20 protein-coding genes and 1 pseudogene are annotated in these 20216 nt (G+C 68.8%); 6 read left to right on the top strand and 15 right to left on the bottom strand.

All coding sequences use genetic code 11. The features are described from left to right. The first annotated feature begins 57 nt into the window (after positions 1–57). Complete coding sequence (locus ABZW96_RS19330) at positions 58–1269, top strand: nucleoside transporter C-terminal domain-containing protein (protein ID WP_355076360.1); 1212 nt, start codon at positions 58–60, stop codon at positions 1267–1269. Positions 1270–1273: 4 nt separating this feature from the next. Here ABZW96_RS19330 and ABZW96_RS19325 read toward each other — a convergent pair whose 3' ends face one another. Next, positions 1274–2029 carry a siderophore-interacting protein gene (locus tag ABZW96_RS19325; RefSeq protein WP_355076359.1) on the bottom strand — a complete coding sequence of 252 codons (756 nt, stop codon included), beginning with the start codon at positions 2027–2029 and terminating at the stop codon, positions 1274–1276. 110 nt (positions 2030–2139) lie between these two features. Here ABZW96_RS19325 and ABZW96_RS19320 point away from each other — a divergent pair, with 110 nt between their 5' ends. Continuing rightward, the gene (locus tag ABZW96_RS19320; RefSeq protein WP_355076358.1) at positions 2140–2967 is read left to right on the top strand and encodes an NADPH-dependent oxidoreductase; all 828 of its coding nucleotides are present in this window, start codon (positions 2140–2142) and stop codon (positions 2965–2967) included. Between the two features lie 6 nt (positions 2968–2973). Here ABZW96_RS19320 and ABZW96_RS19315 read toward each other — a convergent pair whose 3' ends face one another. Both ABZW96_RS19315 and ABZW96_RS19310 read right to left on the bottom strand, forming a co-directional pair. After that, positions 2974–3966, bottom strand: a complete 993-nt coding sequence (locus tag ABZW96_RS19315; RefSeq protein ID WP_355076357.1) for an LLM class flavin-dependent oxidoreductase — start codon at positions 3964–3966, stop codon at positions 2974–2976. A 67-nt stretch (positions 3967–4033) separates the two neighbouring features. Then, entirely contained in the window at positions 4034–5218 is a 1185-nt protein-coding gene (locus ABZW96_RS19310; RefSeq protein ID WP_355076356.1) for a serine hydrolase, read from the bottom strand. Between the two features lie 209 nt (positions 5219–5427). Between ABZW96_RS19310 and ABZW96_RS19305 the strand changes: the two genes are divergently transcribed. Then, the gene (locus tag ABZW96_RS19305; protein ID WP_355076354.1) at positions 5428–6864 is read left to right on the top strand and encodes an amino acid permease; all 1437 of its coding nucleotides are present in this window, start codon (positions 5428–5430) and stop codon (positions 6862–6864) included. 14 nt (positions 6865–6878) lie between these two features. On the opposite strand, the gene ABZW96_RS19300 is transcribed toward ABZW96_RS19305, so the two are convergent. From ABZW96_RS19300 to ABZW96_RS19265, 8 genes are all read right to left on the bottom strand, one after another. Next, positions 6879–7244, bottom strand: a complete 366-nt coding sequence (locus ABZW96_RS19300) for a DUF4345 family protein (RefSeq protein ID WP_355076352.1) — start codon at positions 7242–7244, stop codon at positions 6879–6881. An 84-nt stretch (positions 7245–7328) separates the two neighbouring features. Next, complete coding sequence (locus tag ABZW96_RS19295) at positions 7329–8738, bottom strand: MDR family MFS transporter (protein ID WP_355076351.1); 1410 nt, start codon at positions 8736–8738, stop codon at positions 7329–7331. Between the two features lie 143 nt (positions 8739–8881). Beyond that, a complete protein-coding gene (locus ABZW96_RS19290; RefSeq protein ID WP_355076349.1) occupies positions 8882–9283 on the bottom strand; it encodes a DUF779 domain-containing protein in 402 nt (133 codons plus the stop codon). Further along, a complete protein-coding gene (locus ABZW96_RS19285) occupies positions 9283–10800 on the bottom strand; it encodes an aldehyde dehydrogenase family protein (protein ID WP_355076347.1) in 1518 nt (505 codons plus the stop codon). The genes ABZW96_RS19290 and ABZW96_RS19285 overlap by 1 nt, the downstream gene beginning before the upstream one ends. A gap of 106 nt (positions 10801–10906) precedes the next feature. Further along, positions 10907–11719 (bottom strand): hypothetical protein, encoded by an 813-nt coding sequence (locus tag ABZW96_RS19280; RefSeq protein ID WP_355076346.1) that lies wholly within the window; start codon positions 11717–11719, stop codon positions 10907–10909. Positions 11720–11731: 12 nt separating this feature from the next. Further along, positions 11732–12109, bottom strand: coding sequence for a hypothetical protein (locus ABZW96_RS19275; protein ID WP_355076344.1), 378 nt, complete (start codon positions 12107–12109; stop codon positions 11732–11734). 238 nt (positions 12110–12347) lie between these two features. Then, positions 12348–12902: a hypothetical protein gene (locus ABZW96_RS19270; RefSeq protein ID WP_355076342.1), complete on the bottom strand. Its 555-nt coding sequence runs from the start codon at positions 12900–12902 to the stop codon at positions 12348–12350. A 568-nt stretch (positions 12903–13470) separates the two neighbouring features. Further along, the gene (locus tag ABZW96_RS19265; RefSeq protein ID WP_355076340.1) at positions 13471–13815 is read right to left on the bottom strand and encodes a hypothetical protein; all 345 of its coding nucleotides are present in this window, start codon (positions 13813–13815) and stop codon (positions 13471–13473) included. Positions 13816–14028: 213 nt separating this feature from the next. On the opposite strand from ABZW96_RS19265, the gene ABZW96_RS19260 reads away from it, so the two are divergent. Next, positions 14029–14541, top strand: a complete 513-nt coding sequence (locus tag ABZW96_RS19260; protein ID WP_355076339.1) for a DUF664 domain-containing protein — start codon at positions 14029–14031, stop codon at positions 14539–14541. 1058 nt (positions 14542–15599) lie between these two features. Then, positions 15600–16424: a metallophosphoesterase gene (locus ABZW96_RS19255; protein ID WP_355076337.1), complete on the top strand. Its 825-nt coding sequence runs from the start codon at positions 15600–15602 to the stop codon at positions 16422–16424. A 16-nt stretch (positions 16425–16440) separates the two neighbouring features. On the opposite strand, the gene ABZW96_RS19250 is transcribed toward ABZW96_RS19255, so the two are convergent. Next, on the bottom strand, positions 16441–17871 hold the full coding sequence (locus ABZW96_RS19250; RefSeq protein WP_355076335.1) for an AIM24 family protein: 1431 nt from the start codon (positions 17869–17871) through the stop codon (positions 16441–16443). Positions 17872–18301: 430 nt separating this feature from the next. Next, positions 18302–18598 carry a hypothetical protein gene (locus ABZW96_RS19245; protein WP_355076333.1) on the bottom strand — a complete coding sequence of 99 codons (297 nt, stop codon included), beginning with the start codon at positions 18596–18598 and terminating at the stop codon, positions 18302–18304. 408 nt (positions 18599–19006) lie between these two features. Here ABZW96_RS19245 and ABZW96_RS19240 point away from each other — a divergent pair, with 408 nt between their 5' ends. Next, positions 19007–19201, top strand: a complete 195-nt coding sequence (locus ABZW96_RS19240; protein WP_355076330.1) for a hypothetical protein — start codon at positions 19007–19009, stop codon at positions 19199–19201. A 106-nt stretch (positions 19202–19307) separates the two neighbouring features. Here ABZW96_RS19240 and ABZW96_RS19235 read toward each other — a convergent pair whose 3' ends face one another. Continuing rightward, positions 19308–20012: a DUF6081 family protein gene (locus ABZW96_RS19235; RefSeq protein WP_355076328.1), complete on the bottom strand. Its 705-nt coding sequence runs from the start codon at positions 20010–20012 to the stop codon at positions 19308–19310. 15 nt (positions 20013–20027) lie between these two features. Next, a pseudogene (locus ABZW96_RS19230) lies at positions 20028–20216 on the bottom strand (hypothetical protein); the annotation flags it as partial.

The raw sequence follows: 20216 nt of genomic DNA, 5'->3' as shown, positions 1-20216 counted from the left end.
AACCGACATGAGAGGTGCTCCCATAAGCCGAAGTACGTCACGGCAGCCGAGGTGCGCGTGCATCATCTGATCGGATTCGCCGGGCTGATGTGCTTCCTGCTGCTGGCCTGGCTGCCCAGTACCGACCGCCGCGCCGCCGCCGCTCGGCTGCCGCGGATCGTCGTCCTTTTGATCGTGCAACTCGCGCTCGGTTTCCTGTTGCTGAAGACCGGGATCGGAGGCACGGTGATCCGCGCGGTCAGCGACGCCTTCGCCCACATCCTCGGCTACGCCGCCCAGGGCACCGCGTTCGTATTCGGCGACCTGCCCGCCGTCGGCAGCGGCGGGCCCGCGTTCCTGTTCGCGGTGCTGATGCCGATCGTGCTCGTGTCCGCGCTGATCGGCATCCTGCAACACCTGCGGGTTCTGCCGTTGATCATCAAGTACCTCGGCCTGCTGCTGGCCTGGGTGAGCGGCTTCGGCAGGATCGAATCGTTCAACGCGGTCGCCTCCGCGATCCTCGGCCAATCAGAGGTGTTCATCTCGCTGCGGGCCATGCTCGACGACATTCCGCCGCAGCGGATGTACACCCTGGCGGCCTCGGCGATGTCGACGGTCTCGGCGGGCATCCTCGGCGCCTATATGGTGCTCATCGACCCGAAGTACGTGATCGCGGCCATCGTGCTGAATATGCTGGGCGCCTTCGTGGTGTGCTCGCTGATCAACCCCTACAAGGTCGGCGCCGCCGACGATGCCCGGCTGATCGGCGAGGAGATCGCCGACAGCCGTAAGCGGCAATCGTTCTTCGAGATGCTCACCGAATACATCCTGGTCGGCTTCAAGGTCGCGTTCACCGTCGCGGCCATGCTGATCGGATTCATCGCCTTGCTCGCCATGGTCAACGGAATCTTCGCGGCGCTGTTCCACGGCACCACGTTCCAGGACGTGATGGGCCACGTCTTCGCCCCGCTGGCCTGGTTGACCGGCATCCCGTGGGACGAGGCGGCGGCCGCGGGCCGGTTCATGGGCACCAAGCTGGTGTCCAACGAAGTGGTCGCCATGCAGGAACTGAACCGGCAACACGCCGGACTGTCGGACCACACCGTCGCGATCGTCTCCACCTATCTGGTGTCGTTCGCGAACTTCTCCACCATCGCCATCGTCACCGGCGCGGTCCGCAGCCTCAGCGAGAAACAAGGCACCGTCATCGCCCGCAACGGGCTTCGCCTGCTCTACGGCGCCACCTTGGTCAGCTTCCTGTCCGCCACCATCGTCGGACTGCTGAGTTGACGGTTCAGCCGTTGGCCCCCTCGACCGCCCGCAGTTCGGCCTTCCACTCTCGGAAGCCCTCCTCGGTGCGGCCGCGGCGCCAATATCCGGAGATCGACGCCGCCCACTCGGCGGAAACGCCGCGATCCTTGCGGATGTAGCGGCGCAGGTCTTTCATGACCGCTTCGGCTTCGCCGTGGATGAACACCTGGACCTGCCCCGGCGTCCACGGCGCGGAGCGAACGGTCTCGGCGAGCACCTCGCCAGGGGGCCGCGCGCCGCGGTGCAGCCAGGTCAGCTCGATGCCGTCCGGCTTCTTCACCGGCAGTTCGTCGTCCGGACCTGCGACTTCGACGAACGCCAGCCCCGTCGCCTCGCCGGGCATCGCCTCGAGCGCGGCGGCGATGGCGGGCAGCGCCGCCTCGTCACCGGCCAGCAGATACCAGTCGGCGTCCGGGCGCGGGGCGTAGGCGCCGTTGGGGCCATGGAAATCGATGGTCTCGCCGGGCTGGACCGCGGCAGCCCACGGTCCCGCGATGCCCTCCGCGCCGTGGTAGACGAAGTCGACCGCGATCTCTCCGGCGACGGGGTCGACGGACCGGACGGTGTAGGTGCGCAGCACCTCGTTCCCGTCCTGCGGGAAAATGAATTTCACGTACGAGTCGGTGAACTCGCTGGGACGGAACGCGGCGAAGCCGGGACCGCCGAGGTACACCCGGATCAAGTGCGGGGTGAGCCATTCGGTGCGCTGCACCGTGAGGGTGGTGCGGGGACGTGCCAAGAGAACCTCCGATATAAATAATTAGGATTGCCTTACTTACCCTACCTGTGTTCCGCTCAGGCTGCGGCCAACCGCTGACGGCGCGCCGTCCTGGCGAAAGGATGATGCCCATGACGCAGTCCGTGCTGACCCCGACCCACGCCGTGCAACAGCGCTACCGCGACCCGCAACCGGTCGAACCCGCGCAGTGGAACCAGGTCCTGCAGGTGCTGCACGAGCATCGCTCGGTGCGCCGCTACCTGTCCGACCCGGTGCCGGACGCCACACTGCGGCTGCTGATCTCCGCGGCGCAGTCCGCGCCGACCTCGTCGAATCTGCAGGTCTGGAGCGTCATCGCGGTGCGTGACCCGCAACGCAAGGCGCGCCTGGCCGCGCTCGCGGGCGATCAGGCCCACATCGTGCAAGCGCCGGTGCTGCTGGTCTGGACGGCCGATTTCGCGCGCCTGCGCCAGCTCGCCGAAGACCGGAGCGCGCCGCTGGAGGGCGCGGACTACCTGGAATCGAGCTACGTCGGATTCATCGACGCCGCGCTCGCGGCGCAGAACGCGGTGGTGGCGGCGGAATCGCTCGGGCTCGGCACCGTCTACATCGGCGCGCTGCGCAACAAGCCGGAGGAAGTCGCCGCCGAGCTGGGATTGCCGCCGCAGGTCTTCGCCGTCTTCGGCTTGCTGGTCGGTCACCCGGATCCCGCCGAGGACGCGCGGGTGAAGCCGCGCCTGCCGCAGGACGCCGTCCTGCATCGGGAGACCTACGATTTGGACGCGCAGCGGGTGCACGTGGCCGAGTACGAGACCCGGATCGCGGAATTCTATGCCGAACAACGGCTCTCGCATTCCTGGACCGAACGTGTGCTGGCCCGGCTCGCCTCCGCGGCGGCACTCAACGGCAGGCATCGGTTGCGGGAATCGCTGGCCAACCACGGCTTCCGCTTGCACTGACCCGCCTCAGGCCGCGACCTTCTCGGTGAGCAGTTCGAACGATCGGGCGCGGTCGTCGATGTCGTAGACCAGCGTGTTGATCATCAGCTCGTCGGCCTGGGTGCGGCGCAGCAGATCCTCGAGCTGACCGCGCACCGTCTCCGGGGAGCCGAGCAACTGCCCGGCCCGGCGCTGCCGGATGAACGTGCGCTCCTGTTCCGACGGACGGAACGCGGCCGCTTCCTCCGGCGTGGCCAGTGCCTGCGGTGTGCCGCGCACCAGGTTCAGGAAGGCCAGGTCGCGCGGGCCGGCCAGGATTTCGGCGCGCTCGTCGGTGTCCGCGCAGATCGCCGCGACCGCGACCATCGCATGCGGGCGCTCCAGGCGCTCCGAAGGCCGGAAGTGCTCGCGGTAGAGCGCGAGCGCGGGCTCGGTGTTGTCGGGGGCGATGTGGTGTGCGAAGGCGAACGGGACCCCGAGCAGCGCCGCGACCTGGGCGCTGTAGCCGCTGGAGCCGAGCAGCCAGACCTCCGGTTCCTCACCGCGCCCGGGCGTGGCGGCGATGCCGCCGGGGTCGGACCCGCGGAAGTAGCCCAGCAACGTGGCCAGTTCCTGGGGGAACGACTCCGCCGACAGTCCGTCCGCGGTCCGCCGCAGCGCCCGTGCGGTCGCCTGGTCGGTGCCCGGCGCGCGTCCGATGCCCAGGTCGATCCGTCCGGGATGCAGCGCGTGCAAGGTGCCGAACTGCTCGGCGACGACCAGCGGCGCGTGGTTGGGCAACATCACCCCGCCGGAGCCGACGCGGATGGTCGAGGTGGCCGCGGCCAGGTGGGCCAGCAGCACGCTCGGCGCCGAACTGGCGATGCCGGGCATGTTGTGATGCTCGGCGACCCAGAAGCGGTGGTAGCCCAAAGCCTCGGTGCGCCGGGCCAATTCGGTGGTCGCGTCGAGCCCCTCGCCGACGGTGCGGCCGGACTGCACCGGCGCGAGATCCAGTACGGACAGCGGGACGTCGATCATGGGTCTCCTCACAGTGGCGATCTCCACTGCCAACGTCGCGGGTCCCCGGTGTATTTCGCCGGCCGGCTCAGCCGCGCGCGATCGCGCGGAACACCTCGATGGTCTCCTGCTCGTCCTGGGTGGTGCCGTAGTCGCTGAGTTTGACGATGACGGTGCCGCTGGGCGGGTCGACGTAGACGTACTGGCCGTAGACGCCGACGGCGGTGAGATCGGCGCCGTCCCCACCGGTCGGGTGCCACCACTGCGCGCCGTAGGGCCAGTCGCCCACCCGGTGGACCGGGGTGCGGATGCGTTCGATCCAGGCCGGCGGCACGATCTGCGCGTCGCCGACGCGCCCGCCGTCCAAGACGATCTGACCTATCTTGGCGAAGTCGCGGGCCGTCGCGTTCAGGCAGCAGAACGCTTTCTCCTGACCGCCCGCGCGATCGAGATTCCACAGCGCGGCGTCCTCGGCGCCGATCGGAGCCCACAGGTCGCGTTCCAGCAGTTCACTCAGTGGCAGGCCCTCGGCCCGCGCAAGCGCCATGCCCAGCAGCTGGGTGTCCACGCTGCGGTACTCGCCCGCGCTGCCCGGCGGAAACCGCAGGCCCTGATGCTCGCGGGCGAACCCGGCGAGGTCCTCGGTGAGATACATCCGGGCGGTGCCGGTCAGCGGCATGTACTTGTTGTAGTTCTCGTCGACGTCTACGCCGGAGGCCATGTCCAGCAAGTCGCGGATGGTCACGGTGTCGTACGGGCCGCCGGTGGTCAGCTCGGGCAGGATTCGCACCAGGCGGTCGTCTTCGTTGAGCCGCCCCGCCGCGATGGCGCGGCCGGTCAGCAGTGACACGACGGACTTCGCTACCGACCACGAGGACTGGCGGGTGGTGGCCGTGACGCCGTCGCGATACCACTCGTGGGTGAGAGCGCCGCCGCGCAGAACGAGGAACGAATTGGTGTGCGTGGCGCCGAGGAAGTCGGCGACCGAGATCTGCGAGCCCTTCCACGGCACCCCGTCGGGCAGCGGCCGCGGTGCGACCGGCAGCGGACGCGGCGTGGGGGAGGCGGCCACCGTGCGGCTCTCGAACAGTTCGCCCTGTGTCGAAGGCGGGTCGGTCAGCAGTCGCAGCAGCGTCGGCGGGGCCGGGATGTGCAGGACCGCGGTCGTCGCGAACGCCGCGCCGGCCAAGACGGCGACGACAGCGAGCAGGACGACGGCGGTGCGGAGCGCGTAGCGGCGCGTTCGCGTGCGCCGGGACGGCGATTCGGTCATGACGGGAACCCATCGTCGGGGAATCCGATGATGGCATGCCGGACGCCCGTCCGGTAACCGCGCACGACCGCCGCGGTCGGCCCGGAGACGACGCGCGCGCGGGCGGGGCGGTAGCGTGACCACGTGCTCCGGACCGGACGTGCGATGATCCGACGTCGCGTGTTCGGCGACCGGATCGTCGCATCGCTGCCCAGCGAAAGGACCGCAGTATGACAGCCTCCGACCGTCACCTCCAGGACGCGGGACCATCGGTTCCGGCGGACACCGGCGACTCGGAGGGTTATGCCCGGGGCCTGAGCCCGCGCACCATCCAGATGATCGCCATCGGCGGCGCGATCGGCACGGGCCTGTTCTACGGCGCGGGCGGCGCGATCGAGCAGGCCGGCCCCGGCCTGATCCTGGCCTACCTGGCGGCGGGCCTGGCCATCTTCGTGATCATGCGGGCGCTCGGCGAACTGCTGACCTACCGGCCGATCTCGGGGAGTTTCGCCGAGTACGCGCACGAGTTCCTCGGCCGCTTCGCCGGCTTCGTCACCGGCTGGTCGTACTGGGCGGTGTGGGTGGCCACCTGCATGGCCGAGATCACGGTGGCGGGCAAGTACGTGGAGTACTGGTTCGACATCGCCCCGTGGGTCACCGCGCTGGTCGTGCTCGCGGTGATGTTCTGCGCGAATCTGATCTCGGTGCGGCTGTTCGGCGAGGGCGAGTTCTGGTTCTCCACCATCAAGGTCACCGCGATCGTCGGCATGATCCTGCTCGGCATCGGCGTGCTGCTGTTCGGCTTCGGGCACGCGACGAACCCCACCGTCACCAATCTGTGGGCCGACGGGGGCGTGTTCCCCAACGGCATCGGTCAGTCGCTGCTCGTTTTGCAGATCGTGCTGTTCGCCTACGTCGGCGTGGAGTTGGTCGGCGTCACCGCCGGGGAGGCGCGCGAGCCGCGCAAGACTCTGCGCAAGGCGATCAACACGCTCCCCTTCCGGATCGGCCTGTTCTATGTCGGTGCGCTCGTTGTGATCATGTCGGTGTCCAGCTGGCGCAATTTCCACGCGGGCAAGAGCCCGTTCGTGGAGGTCTTCGAGCTGATCGGCATCCCGGGCGCGGCGGGCATCGTCAACTTCGTGCTGCTCACCGCGGCGCTGTCATCGTGTAACTCGGGGATCTACTCCACCGGCCGGATGCTGCGCACCTTGTCGCTGCACGGCGAGGCGCCCGCCCGGCTGAACAAACTGAGCGCGAACGCGGTGCCTTATGTGGGGATCTCCGTGTCGGCGGCGGCGATGGTGATCGGCGTGATCGTCAATGTCATCTCCCCGGACAAGGCCTTCGCCTACATCACCTCGGTGTCGACCATCGGCATCATCTTCGTCTGGGGCGTCATCCTGGTCTGTCACCTGCTCTACCGGGCCAAGGTCGCCCGCGGCGAACTGCCCGCCAGCGACTACCGGCTGCCCGCCGCGCCCTACACCACCGTGCTCGCGCTGGCGTTCCTCGGTTTGGTGGTCGTGCTGCTGTTGTTCACCGACAGCGGGCGCACGGCCCTCGTCGTCGGCGCGGTGTGGGCGGTGCTGGTGTCGGCCGGATACTTCGTGCTGCGCAAACTCGGCAGTTCCAGCACGCCGACCGACGTTACGCACACCAGCTGACGGCCCGTTTTCCGCTAGACGGCGAGGAAGAGCGCGGCGGCGCCGATCGCCTCCACCGCGCCGTAGAACCAGGTGGGATAGAACGCGGTTCGCTCATCGAGCACGGCCGAGAGCACCCGGCCGAGGGCCATGCCCGCCAGTGCCGCGCCGATCGCGACCATGATCCCGCCGCGCAGCCCTGCGAGGTCGATGGCGGCCACCGCGAGCACGGCCGCCATCGCCAGTCCGAAGCCGCCGTAGACGGCGCGCACCTCGTAGCGCGCGCTCGGTTCGGTGAGCCGGATGCCGAACGGTTGAATCAGAGCGGCGGGCGCGGCGAGCGCGTAGATACCCATACCCAGGAAGAACACGCCGACTATTACGCATACGGCCTGCGCCACTGCGACCTCCAGAATCTCGTTCGGTTGGAACGCCAGCTTGCGCCGGCCGCGGTTCGAACGCTTCCGAAAACCCGCTGTCTCGCCTCAGGCGTTCGCCGAACGCCGGGGCATCATGGCCGAGGCGACGAGCAGGACGACGGCCATCGCCGCGATCGTGACGAAGACCAGATGCACCGCCGAGGCCAGTGTGGCGGGCTCCGGATGATCGGTGTGGCCGACGCGCGAGTTCACGATGGCGCCGAACACCGCGACGCCCACCGCACTGCCGATCGAGCGTGCGAACATGTTGGCCGAGGTGACCACACCCCGCTCGGTCCACTCGGCGCTGGTCTGCGCGGCGATCAAGGTGGGGGTGGCGACCAGTCCCATCCCGGTGCCGATCACGAAGCAGGACGCCGCGACCTGCCACAGGGTGGAATGCTGCGTGATGAACAACGTGCTGGTGGCGCCGAGGGCGGCCAATCCGCTACCGATCAAGGCAGTGGTGCGAAAGCCGAAGCGCAGGTACACCTTTCCCGCTTGGGACGCGGCCAGCGGCCACCCCAGCGTGAGTGCGCCCACCGTCAGACCCGCGACCAGCGCCCCGGTGCCCAGCACGCCCTGGGTGAAGGTGGGGACATAGGAGGTCGCGCCGAGAACGACGGCGCCGACCAGCACCGACGCCAAGCTGCTCGCGATCACGACGCGCCGGGTGAACACCCACAGCGGCAGGATCGGATTCCGCGCTCCGCGTTCCACCAGCCCGAACAGCACGAGCACGACCGCGCCGCCCGCGAAGATCCCGATGCTCGACGGAGACGACCACGCCCAGGCTTGCCCGCCTTCGAGCAGTCCGAGGATCAACGCGCCTGCGCCGAACGTCAGCAGTGCCGCGCCCAGATAGTCGACGCTCTGCCGCTGCCGGGGCGCGCTCTCGGCGAAATTACGCACCAGCATCCATCCGGCGAGCGCGGAGAGCGGAAGGTTGATCAGGAAGATCCAGCGCCAGCTGACGTACTCGGCGAACAGGCCGCCCAGCAGCGGGCCCGCCACACTCGACATGGCCCACACGCTGGCCAGATAGCCCTGGACCTTGGCACGCTCGGACAGCGTGTACAAGTCGCCCGCGATCGTCATCGTCATCGGCTGGATCGCTCCCGCGCCGATACCCTGGACGGCGCGGAAGACGATCAGTCCGAGCATGCTGGTCGCGACGCCGCACAGCAGCGAACCCAGCGCGAACATCGCGATGCCGAACAGGATCACCGGTTTACGGCCCACGGTGTCGGCGAGTTTGCCGTAGATCGGCACCGTCACCGCCTGCGCCAGCAGATAGATGGAGAACAACCAGGGGAACTGCGCGAAGCCGCCGAGACTGTCGGTGATGGTGAGCACCGCCGTGGCGATGACCGTCGAGTCGAGCGCGACCAGCGCGGTCGCCAGCATCAGCGAGCCGAGAATGGCACCGCGCTCGGATCGGAAACCCACGGACACCGTCGCGGTCTCGGTCGCCACCCGCGGCCCCTCTCGTTCGCCTGTCTAACCACCTCGAACGACCGTATCCGGTTGCCGACTATTCCCGCATGGAATTTTTGTCCGCCCTGTGAACCGGGAAGGGCTGCTCACCGGAGCTTCGGTGAGCAGCCCGTGCCCCGATCTCAGTGGGACAGATCCGCCCCGGTGGGTGGCGGCTCGGCTTCGAGCACGGCGAGTTCCTCGTCGGTGAGCAGCCGCGAGCGGATCAGGAAGCGCACGCCTTCGGGCGCTTCCAGGGAGAACCCGCTACCTCGGCCGGGCACCACATCCACGGTGAGATGGGTGTGCCGCCAGTAGTCGTACTGGTCGGCGCTCATCCAGAACGGGGTATCCGCCGCCGGGTACCCGAGCAGCAGGTCCGACCCGCCGACCCGGAACTCGCCGCGCGGGTAGCACATCGGTGCGCTGCCGTCGCAGCAGCCGCCGGACTGATGGAACATCACCGGACCGTGCTGTTCGATCAGTCGGCGCAGCAGCGCTTCCGCGGGTCCGGTGAACTCGACGCGGCGGACCGGCTGCGGCATCAGAAGAATCCGAGCTTGTCCGGCGAGTAGCTGACCAGCAGGTTCTTGGTCTGCTGGTAGTGGTCGAGCATCATTCGGTGGTTCTCGCGTCCGATGCCGGACTTCTTGTACCCGCCGAAGGCCGCGTGCGCGGGGTAGGCGTGGTAGCAGTTGGTCCACACCCGGCCCGCCTTGATCTGGCGGCCCAAGCGGTAGGCGGCGTTGATGTCGCGGGTCCACACACCCGCGCCGAGTCCGTAGAGGGTGTCGTTGGCGATCTTCAGCGCCTCGTCCACGGAGTCGAACGTGGTCACCGACACGACCGGTCCGAAGATCTCTTCTTGGAAGATCCGCATGTCGTTGCGGCCGGAGAAGATCGTGGGCTCGACGTAGAAGCCGCCGGGGAACTCGTCGACCTTGCGCGGGCCGCCGCCGGTGAGCACCTCGGCGCCTTCCTGGCGGCCGATGTCGATGTAGGACAGGATCTTCTCGAACTGGTCGTTGCTGGCCTGCGCGCCGATCATGGTGGCCTCGTCGAGCGGATTGCCGCTGCGGATGGCCTTGGTCCGCTCGATGCACCGGGCGATGAACTCGTCGTAGATCGAGGAGTGGATCAGCGCGCGGGACGGACAAGTGCACACCTCACCCTGATTGAGCGCGAACATCACGAAGCCCTCCACGGCCTTGTCCAGGAAGGCGTCGTCGGCGGCCATGATGTCGGGCAGGAAGATGTTGGGACTCTTGCCGCCCAGTTCGAGCGTGACGGGGATGATGTTCTCGCTGGCGTACTGCATGATCAGCCTGCCGGTGGTGGTCTCGCCGGTGAAGGCGACCTTGGCCACGCGCGGGCTGGCCGCCAGCGGCTTGCCCGCTTCGACGCCGAAGCCGTTGACCACGTTGAGGACTCCCGGCGGCAGCAGATCGGCGATCAGTTCGACGACCTTCAGGATCGAGGCCGGGGTCTGCTCGGCGGGCTTGAGCACCACCGCGTTGCCCGCGGCGAGGGCGGGCGCGAGCTTCCAGGTGGCCATGAGGATCGGGAAGTTCCAGGGGATGATCTGGCCGACGACGCCGAGCGGCTCGTGGAAGTGGTAGGCGATGGTGTCGGCGTCGATTTCGCTGATCCCGCCTTCCTGGGCGCGGACCGCCCCGGCGAAGTAGCGGAAGTGGTCGACCGCCAGCGGCAGGTCGGCGGCCAGCGTCTCCCGTACCGGTTTGCCGTTCTCCCACGTTTCGGCCACCGCCAGCGCCTCGAGGTTGTCCTCGATCCGGTCGGCGATCTTGTTGAGGATATTGGCCCGTTCGGTCGTCGACGTCGCGCCCCACGCGTCGGCCGCCTGATGCGCGGCGTCCAGGGCCAGGTCGATGTCGGCCGCCGAGGACCGCGCGACCTCGCAGAACGTCTGGCCGTCCACCGGCGACGGGTTCTCGAAGTAGCGGCCTTCGACCGGCGCGGTCCACTCACCGCCGATGAAGTTGTCGTAGCGCGTGGCGAATTCGACGACGCTGCCCTCGGTTCCCGGCTTCGCGTAGCTCATGGCGGGTGACTCCTCGCTGGTTGCGGACGTGATGCACACGGCGGGTCGGCCGTGATGCGGGTCACTATGCCCCGCGAGGGTTGACGAAACGTTGAGGCGCGCGAGCTCAGTCGCGCAGCGCGCCGTGCAAACGGGCGACCGCGAGCGCCCGGCGCCCGTCGCCCCGGGGAAGCAAGCGCAACGCGTGTTCGTGGATCTCTATGTCGTGCGGTGCGCGCTCCCCGTAGCGCAGTGCGTGCTCGACGTTTCCGCTGGACAGCACCGCGGTGCGCACACCGACTTCCAGGTACTCGCGCCACTGCACGATGCCCGGCGTGTCCGAATCCGGCAGCAAGGGGCCGCGATACAACTCGACCGCCGTCGCGGTGTCGCCCGCTTCGAGCGCCGCGAGCACGTCCACGGCGTCACAGGACAGGGGGCTCACCAGCCGATAGACCCGGCTGGCGATGTCTCCGCCGGTGGCGCGACGCAGATAGGACATCTCCGATTTGAGCGTGCTCGTGCCGACCGGCCGGTCGCCGTACACCGCGAAGTGCAGGCGTTCGTGGGTGAAGCCCTCGGGCTCGAGCGCCAACAGCGTCAGTAGCTCCAGGTGCCTCGGGCGTAGCCGGACGGGTGCGCCGTCCCGGATCAAGCGGGCCGCGCCGAGGCAGGTCAGCCGGACCCCGGGCGCGGCCATCCGGTGGTGCAGCTTGGTCTCGATGGCGGTGACCAGGGTGCGGGCGGTGGACATGGCCAGCGGGTGGGCGCGGTCCCAGGTGGTGGACAGGTCGAGTACGCCGAGCTGGCGACCGTCCGCGCCACGGATGGGTGCGCAGTAGCAGACCCAGCCGTGCAGTGCGGCGACCAAGTGCTCGGCGGAGAACACCGTGTGCGGCTGTTCGGTGCGCAGCGCCAGCGAGAGCGCGTTCGTGCCCATGTGCGCCTCGTCCTAGCGACCGCCCGGCGCGAAGTTCACCTGTTCGGCGCGGCGGCGCATCACCGGACCACCGTGCGACCAGAGGATGGTTCCGGTCTCGTCGGTGATCGCCGCGACGTAGCCCGCGCCCTCGGTGATGTCGCGCAACTGATCGGTCAACTCGGATACCGGTGTGCGCAAAGAAGACGCGGCCCAGCGCGCGGTCACGTCGGCGTCGGCGACTGGCGCGTGCTCGCAGGACGGATCGACGGTGCGCAGCGACCGCAGCCATGATTGCGCCACCTCGCTGCGCAGCGCGGAATCACCCTGCGGTGTCCCGGCCGGTATCCATCGGGACCACTCTTGTTCCAGTGCAGCGCGCCGCTGCGAGAGGGAACTGCGCTGTGCCATCTCGCGGATCCTGTGTCTCGCTCCGATCGTCTCCGTGCCATCCCATCATGCCCCAGCGCACGGCCGGGCATTTGGTTTTGGCTCGCGGTCCACGGGGCTGGACGGCAACCATCGACGGTCGGATCGCCGCGTCCCCCTCGGCGAGTGGCGCGCGAGCGCACGCGCCAGGGAATCCCGGCGGTTCGACCGGCGATCGGTGTGCGGTCGCCCTGCGGCGGCCGCACACCGAACCGGCCGACTACGGCGTGGAGAAACCGATCAGCGCACCGATGCCCGCGCCGATCGGGATGGTGACCAGCGCGCCGACCCCGCCGAGGAAGAAGCCGAGCACGGCGCCGATCCCCGCGCCGATGAGGGCGCCGATCCCGGCGTTGTACTGCTTGCGGGCGAGCGTCTCGTCCTCACCGACGAACTGGTTGAGGCGCTCGGTGGTGGCGGGCGAACCCACCGGCGTCACCGTGAGGGTGCGGCCCGCGTCGGTGATCGCGGGGGCCAGCCCGTGGGTCGCGCCGGAGGCCTGGAACGCCAGCGGCAGCGTCGCGACGACCTGTCCCGTTTCGCTCCGCAGCTCGACCGCCGCGGCGTCGGCCGTCAACGCGAAGGTGCCCGCGTCGAGGGTTGTGACCACCCCTGTCCCGTCGTCGGCGGGAGCCGAGGTGAAACCGAGGCCCTGCTCGACACCGTGCACACTGACCTGCGCGGGCGTGGCGGGCTGGGCGTGCGCGACGCCCGTCGCAATTGCGGTGGCCCCGACCGCGAGTAGGGCGGTTGCGGCGAATCTATTGACTCTCATCGTATTTCCCCACTTAGTCGTGTCGGCCACGAGTGCCGACGAATCCCCAAGATGCCGGTTCTCGGCCCCACCATTCTGGCCGCAGTGGATTCCCGAAGCAATCGTTCTGCGAATTCCGTGGAAAAATCCGTGCCGCGCTCGCGACGAATGCGCGCATGAATTATGCGGGGACACTGTTGGTTTCGTCGATACGATGCTGTCGATTGCCGAATATGTGCTATTGGCCTGCGGCGCAGCAAAATTGGTCGAGCGCGTGGGGTGATTTCAGCAAAAAGTCCTGGTTCCGAGAGCGATTCAGTCAATAGCGACAGCTGGGCGCTGCGGGGATGCTGCGTCAATGCCCCCACTGCACTCAGGTGAGCGGTGACCGCGGCGCCGGTAGTGCGTGGTCGCGGTCGTCGCGGCGGCGCTCATCCCGCGGGCTATCGCTGATGCCTCGAGCGTAGGGGTGCCGGCAGCGAAGTGGGATCGGCGATCGTCTCGCCCCCGGCGGCAGATGATTCCGGTTCCGCACGCGCGATGCCGCGCGGAGCCGGGATCACCTGGCCGACTGTGCGGATCGCTAGTCTCAGAACGCGCTACCGGAGCCGGGCAGCAGCCAGGCGATGCCAGGCCAGACGCCGAACGGGCTGCCCCAGTAGCCGAACGGGCTACCCCAGTAGCCGCCGTAGCCGCCCCATCCGCCGTAGCCACCCCAGCCGCCGTAGCCGCCGTGGCCCCACCCTCCGTGGCGGTGCCAGCCGCCGTGGATCTCGTCGGCCTGGGCCACCTGTGTAACGGTCGGCTGCGCCACAGCGGGTGCGGCGACCGCGGGCACGGCGGCCGCGGCAACGGGGGTCAGTGCGAGCGCGGCGACCATCGCCACGCGGACAACCGCTCGCCGGGCGCGTCCGGTCTCGACGTCGTGAATCATCGGTACTTCCTCACTTCGGTACGTCATCGTCCGGTCGGTGACCGATTCGGAAGGTCATCGACCCAATCTCACCACCACACATCGTACCGTTGAATAACGGTACGTTCAATGTGGTTCGGTCGTGCGAAAATTCGCGGCACGTATGTCGGCGCTCGTGCCGGGCGGTCACGCTGGGTACCGTCGGGTCAGCGGACACTCGAGAGGAGTCGACTGATGGCGACCAGTGCCGACGTGCTGACCGACGCTTACGAGCGGATCAGGGAGGTGGTGCACGAAGCGGTCGACGGACTGGGGGAGGACATCCTCGCTCACCGGATCGATGCCGGCGCCAACTCGATCGCGTGGTTGATCTGGCATCTGACTCGTGTGCAGGACGACCACATCGCGGATGTGGCCGGTATCGAGCAGGTCTGGACCGCCCATGGCTGGTACGACCGCTTCGGGCTACCCATCGACAAGGGCGCGACCGGCTACGGCGACCAGCCCGCCGACGTGGCGGCGGTCCGAGCGCCCGCCGAGTTGCTCACGGGGTATTACGACGCGGTGCACGAACAGACGCTGCGCTTCGTCCGGGGACTGGTGGACGGCGATCTGGACCGCGTCGTGGACACCCGATGGGATCCGCCGGTGACCCTGGGTGTGCGGCTGGTCAGCGTGATCTCGGACGATCTGCAGCATGCGGGTCAAGCGGCATTTCTGCGCGGCGTGCTGGAACGAACGAGATAACCGGCACCGGGAAGTCGCCGGCCCTGCGCGGCCCGCGCTGTGACGTAAGTTGATGCCGCGCAAGCCGAATGTTCACAGAGAGTGCCGCCGTGGTCGTGAAGAGTGTTCTGGTCGGTGTCGCCGTGCTCGTTCTCGTGGGAGTCGTCGTGCTCACGGTGGTCGGCGCGCACTGGTATATATGGCGGCGACTCGTGCGGGACACGACCACAGCGGGTTCCCGCACGCGTCGCGTCGGTACCGCCGTTGTTTTGGCAGGACCCTTGCTGCTGTTGGGCACGACGGTGGCGGAGTTGGCGTCCGCTCCGTTCGCGTTGATCCGGATCATCGCCTGGCCCGGCTACCTGTGGGGCGCGTTGTTCATATACCTGCTGCTCGCGCTGGTGGCCGGCGAGCCGATTCGAGCTTTGGCGCTGCGCTGGTCTGATCGAGGCCGGGTGCCACGCGAACCGAAGACACATGCGGAAACCGGGTTCGCGTCGGAGTCCGTGGCGGGAGCCGGGTTGGGACCGGGTTCCTCGGCGGGAGCCGTGCAGGAGTCGTTGGCGGGGGCCAGGTCTGAGCTGGAGCTCCCAGCGGGAGCCGGGCTGGGGCCCGAGTCGTCGGCGAGGCCGGAGTCGCTGGCGAGGGCCGGGTCTGAGCTGGAGCTCTCAGCGGGAGCGAGGCTCGGGCCCGAGTCGTCGGCGGGGGCGGGGTCTGGGGCGGAGGCCCCAGCGGGCCCGGAGTCGTTGGCGGGGCCCAAGTCTGGGCTGAAGCCGTCAGCGGGAGCTGGGTCAGCGCCGGAGTCGTCGGTTGGAGCTGGGGCTGGGCTGGATTCGTCGGTTGGAGCTGGGGCTGGGCTGGATTCGTCGGTTGGAGCTGGGGCTGGGCTGGAGTCGTCGGTTGGAGCTGGGGCTGGGCTGGAGTCGTCGGTTGGAGCTGGGGCTGGGCCGGAGTCGCTGGCGAGGGCCGGGTCTGAGCTGGAGTCTTCAGCGGAAAGCGGTTCCACCTCGGCGAGAACCGTCTCCGCTCCGGAGTCCCCGCGGGGCACGACCGCTCCGGCCGAGTCCCCGCTGAGCCGGGTGCCGCGCCGTGTCTTCGTCGCGCGGGTGATGGGTGGCGCCGCCGTCGCGGCGGCCGCGACCACGGTCGGCATCGGCGCCCATGGCGTGCTGGACGGACCCAGTGTGAAGCGGGTCGCCGTGCCGCTGGCGAAGTTGCCGCGCCGAGCGGACGGGTTCCGCATCGCGGTGGTGAGCGACGTGCATCTCGGCCCGACCCTGGGACGCGGCTTCGCCGAACGCGTGGTGCGCACCGTCAACGACACCCGGCCCGACCTCATCGCGGTCGTCGGCGACCTGGTGGACGGCAGCGTCGAACACCTCCGCTCGGCCGTCGAGCCGCTGGCCGGACTGCGTGCCCGCCACGGTGCGTTCTTCGTGACCGGGAACCACGAGTACTTCTCCGGCGCCGAGCAGTGGGTGGAGCATGTTCAGGAACTCGGCATGCACCTGCTCGCGAACGCCCGTACCGAACTGCCCGGCTTCGACCTGGCGGGCGTGAACGACGTGCAGGGCGAGCGAACCGGACAGGGCCCGGACTTCGGCAAGGCGCTCGGCGACCGCGACCGCACGCGCACCGCCGTGCTGCTGGCGCACCAGCCCGTGCTGATCGAGGACGCGGTGGCGCACGGCGTCGACCTGCAGCTGTCCGGCCACACCCACGGCGGCCAGCTCTGGCCGGGCAATTACCTTGCGGGCCTGGCGAATCCGACCGTCGCCGGGCTGGAACGGTACGGCGACACCCAGCTGTACGTCACGAGAGGGGCCGGGGCGTGGGGCCCGCCGGTGCGGGTCGGCGCACCGTCGGACATCACCGTCGTGGAACTCGTATCGCTCCAGGCTTGAACGCCGAACTCGCGGGTCAGCCGAACAGGCCGCCCAGCACACCGCCGCTCTGGCCGGCCTCCTGCCCGCCGCCGGTGCCTCCGACGAAACCGCCCGGCGGCAGCTCCGACGGCTGCACGATGACGAAGCCGCGTCCGGAGAACGACAGCGTCATCCCCTCGCCGGTGCTGCGGCCCATCAGCCTGCCCAGCCCGAACGAATCATTGCGTTTGATGCCGGTCTGCAGGCTCGACGACCACGCCACCGCCGCCTGCGGATCGGCGTAGGTCGGCTGGTCGACGTTGAGCACCACGGGCGTACCGTGCGTGGTGATGGCGATGCGGCCGCGGCCGGTGAAGACGCAGTTGAACAACCCGGCGTTGCTCGCGAATCCGGCGGCGCCCTGCACCATCCGGATGTCGTAGCGCAGGCCGGAATCGAAGGCGAGCACATTGGCGCCGTTGATGGTGAGGCCGTCGGTGCCGTCCAAATCAATGGTGTGCACGTCGGCGGCGCCGTTGGCGACGAACAGGTCGCCGCGCCCGGACACCTTCATCAGCGGAACGCCCTCACCGGTCAACCGCTGCTGGATCGCCCGGCCGATCCCGCCCGCGCCGAGCGCCTGGAACTGCAGATCGCCCTGGTAGGCGACCATCGATCCGGCACGAGCCATGACCTCGCCGTTGACGGCCACCTTGATCATCTTGCCGCCCTGCTTCTGGATGCCCGCGCCGGTGACTTCGGCGTGGCTGGGGGCGAACAGTTCGCTCTGCATCGGCAGCGCTCCTTGCTGAGGTGAGGGCATCGGTGGTGGCGGCACCGCGGCGGCCGGCGCGGAATAGGCCGGTTGCGGTGGATAGGCGGGCGGGGGCGCGGGCTGGTACGCGGGAGGTGGCGCAGGTTGTTGTGCCGGGGGCGGCGCAGGTCGGTATGCCGGTGCGGGAGCGGGTGACGAGGTCGGCTGGGCCGGTTCATCATCGATGTTCACACCGAAAGCCGTTGCGATACCAGCCAAACCGTTGTCGTACCCCTGGCCGACCGCACGCACTTTCCATCCGCCGCCGCGGCGGTAGATCTCGACGCACACCACGGCGGTCTCGGTGCTCAAACCCGTCATGGGAAAGGCGAGTGTGCTCGACGAAGACGCGATTGTCGCGCGCAGTGAGCCCGCGGCGGCGAAAGTCGGTGGCCCGCTGCCGTCGAGGCTCGCGGTGACCACGACGCGGTCCACGTCGCTGGGCAGCGCGCCGGTCTGGATGTCCACCACGTCGCCCGCGCCCTGGCCGTGCCGGTAGGTGACGCCCGGGGCGACCGGTTGATTGAAGAACACGAAATCGGCGTCGGAGCGCACGCGCCCCGCCGAGTTCAGCAACAGCGCCGATACGTCGACGGGAGCCGAGCAGGTGACGGTGACCGCCAGCCGGTCGCCGGGCGCGGGGCGGTTCTCACCGCGGGCGAGATCGGTCACGGCAGGCCGTCCGATCCGCGGCGGTGCCGGGTTGACATGCGATTCACGGGCTCCAGTGTGTCGTGCGCCCGCAACCCGCGCCACACGCGTACCCGGAATGGGCAGCCACCAGGCGTTTTCTTGCCACGCAGCCCCATTCGCTCGGGCCGGGCTTGCTGGTCGGGTGCGGTACCGGCAACTGCTGCCGACCGGACCGAACAGGGACAACAGCGTCGCATGGCGCCCGCGTCGACGTGAGCCGGCGCGAGGTCGCCACGACGCGGGCGGATCGCCATCTGTGCGCGAGCGGCAGGGAACGTATCCGCGCCTTCATCGCGTGATGGGGGAGCGCGCGGTAGTGATCGAGCGGAGGTGCCGAATCCGCCTGGCTGCTACGGCGAATCCCCGTGACCCGGAAGAGCCCGGCCGGGTCTGCCGGGCTCGAGGCTGGTCAGAGGACTTCGGCGTACATGGTGCCGTCGAGGATGCCGAACTCGACCTGTCCGGGGAACAGGGGCAGCGCGCCGGTGGCGTGCTTGGTGTGGTTGAGGGCGATAGTTTCGGTGGCCCACCGGTGCAACGGCTCGGGTAGCCGCAGAACCCGGTGGTCGGTGCAGCGAACATAGGGATAGGTGATCTCGCCCGGCCGGGCGAGCGGGTTGTGGATGTCGAGCGCGGCGATGTCCAGGACCAGGCCGGTCTGCTTGGCGGAGGCGACGGTCGGTGGCTGCAGTTCGATGTCGTCCATGACCGAAGACGGTAGCTCGAAGGATGCCCAATGCGGGTGATTCCCACTGAATGTCCTTCGGATTTCATAGAAAATGGGGGACGGCGAGGTTCATCTATTCGGGTGAACCCCACCGCTACCACCAGCGATCGCGGCACGCTTGGGCGTGCGGTGCCGCGCCGGATGTCCCGGAGCCACCGGGACGGTGACGAGCCTAAGCGACGCTGAAGATTCGCGGAGGCGTTTCCGCGGATTCGGCAGGAGTTGCCGACCGTCCCGCATCCGGGGGCGACCGGTCGGTAACCGCCGTCGGAATGTCCGGTTTCCGGCAGCCAGGCTTACTATGCCAGCGGCGTGAAACAAGCTGTGCGCGTTGCTTATCCGGCACGGCTGCGTGCTGTTCGGTCTATTTTCAGGAGGGTGGAAGACGTGCTCTATGTAGTCATCGCGGCCATTGTCGTGACCTTGTTGGCCGTGTCGGCCGTGGCGATGGTGTGGGATCCGCGCCGCCGTGCGGAGTCGGACGAATACGACTACGAGTACGACATGAACGAGGACGACGCCCTGGCGGACGAGTACGCCCGCCCGCGCAATGTCGAATGGCCGCGCAAGGAGAGCGTCTGATCGGCGGCAGCGGCCGCCCCGCAGGCGGTGGCAACCCTGGTGCCCAGCCGAGTGTGGCTGGGCGCCATTCTTTTTCGGCGAACTCCGCGCGAAGATTGGGATCCGGTCACGCCACGGTGAAGTCGCGCCACGACGCGTGCAGTCCCTGCCCGCGCAGCGACGTGCTGCGCCCGTCTTCGATCGGATGCAGGGTGATGATGCCGAAACCGATCTGCACCGTCTCCGGCAACTGCGGCGCGCGCGTGGTGTACACCGGGATGTCGTCGACGTACCAGCCTGCGGTGCCCGCGGCACGGTCGATGGTGACGCTGTAGCGGTGGAACTCGCCGGGTTTGATGTCGACCCCTGCCAAGGGAGCGTGCACGACGTGGGTGAACGCCTCCTCCGCGGGGACGACGCCCGGCACGAACAGCCGCTCGTGAATGGCGTACGCGTGCCTGCTCGTCGCGATGAGGTCGAAGACCTGGGCGCTGCTCATGTCGAGGACGTTGAACGCGGCGAAGCCGTCCCGGTAGTCCTCGCCGGTGACGCCGATGTTCTCCGCCGCCAGCTCGACCGCGAAGGTCCGCGGTCCGCCGGTGAGATCGAATGTTTCGGTCGACACCAGCAGATGCTTCGGGTTGTCCAGAATCTGGACCTCGGCGTGGGATCGGGTGAAGGCGTCGATCCGGACCGATACCGCGCCCTCGCCGACCTCGGTGCGGGCGGCCGGGTCGGCGTAGCGCCACGTCTGCTCCGGTCCGAGGGGGACTTCGAGGAAGCGCCACCGGTCTTCGCGTAGATCCGGTCCGCTCAGGTCGTCGTATATCATCGCGGCAGTTACCTTTCAGCCGATTCGTTCGGGGGGATCCGATAGGTCGTCCTCGGTCGCCCGGCGGCGCAGGGGGGTCACGACGCCGTTCGACGATCCGGACTTGTAGCCGACGCCGCCGAGCAGCAGACGTTCCTCCGTCAGCCGCGGCCGCAGCGCGGGCCCCATCGGCCACCAGTCGTCGAGTTCGACCAGACCGGGCTC

The organism is Nocardia sp. NPDC004168 (assembly GCF_040610355.1).
Lineage (GTDB): Bacteria > Actinomycetota > Actinomycetes > Mycobacteriales > Mycobacteriaceae > Nocardia > Nocardia sichangensis.
Note: the sequence above shows the minus strand (reverse complement) of the source record. Positions and strands in the feature narration are given on the sequence as shown.